Raw genomic sequence first — 713 nt, forward strand, 5'->3', positions numbered from 1 at the left:
GGTGGAGACGGGGTCCTACGCCTCAGGGACATCCCCGAAGGGCCGCCCGCTCTGCCCCGCTTTCTCCGAGCCGTCCTCCCGCGGCACCGGCTGCTCCACCAGCGCGAGCACCCGGTTCGCCATGAATCGGGCGGTCCGCACGACCGTGCCGCTCCGGGTGACTTCGCTCACTTCGACGACCCCCCGCCGCACCGCCGTCTCCACCCGGCGCCCCGCCCTGCTCGCCACCACCTCGTACGTACGCGTCGTGTCTCCCGCGTCCACGACGATCTCCACGCGGTCACCCTTCATGCGATCAATCCCCCTTCGCCGTCGGGTGGTTGGAAGCACCAGCCGCGCGAACCAGGTTTGCCCGCGCGTTCCCTGACCACTCTTCAAGTCTCCCACCCACCACTGACAATCCACCGCTCCGAGAGGGCGCGGCCTCTGCGCACGGGCGGCCGTGGAAACGTAAGCTGTGGCACGTCACAGGACCGGGCAGCGGGGATGAACATGGCGATGATGCGCCTGAGGCGCGAGGACCCGCGCGTCGTCGGCTCTTTCAGGCTCCACCGACGGCTCGGCGCGGGTGGGATGGGCGTGGTCTACCTGGGCTCCGACAAGAAGGGGCAACGGGTCGCGCTGAAGGTCATCCGGCCCGACCTGGCCGAGGACCAGGAGTTCCGCTCCCGGTTCGCGCGCGAGGTCTCGGCGGCCCGCCCCCTCCCCGGCGG

The 713-nt window shown here is 71.0% G+C and carries 1 protein-coding gene and 1 pseudogene; one reads left to right on the forward strand and one right to left on the reverse strand.

Translation table 11 applies throughout. The annotated features are described in order from the left end of the window. Positions 1 to 15: 15 nt before the first annotated feature. A complete protein-coding gene (locus tag B7767_RS36815; RefSeq protein WP_085575811.1) occupies positions 16 to 291 on the reverse strand; it encodes a hypothetical protein in 276 nt (91 codons plus the stop codon). A 195-nt stretch (positions 292 to 486) separates the two neighbouring features. Here B7767_RS36815 and B7767_RS36820 point away from each other — a divergent pair. Continuing rightward, positions 487 to 713, forward strand: a pseudogene (locus B7767_RS36820) (serine/threonine protein kinase); the annotation flags it as partial.

Origin of the sequence: Streptomyces sp. 13-12-16, from assembly GCF_002114215.1 — a bacterium.
GTDB lineage: Bacteria > Actinomycetota > Actinomycetes > Streptomycetales > Streptomycetaceae > Streptomyces.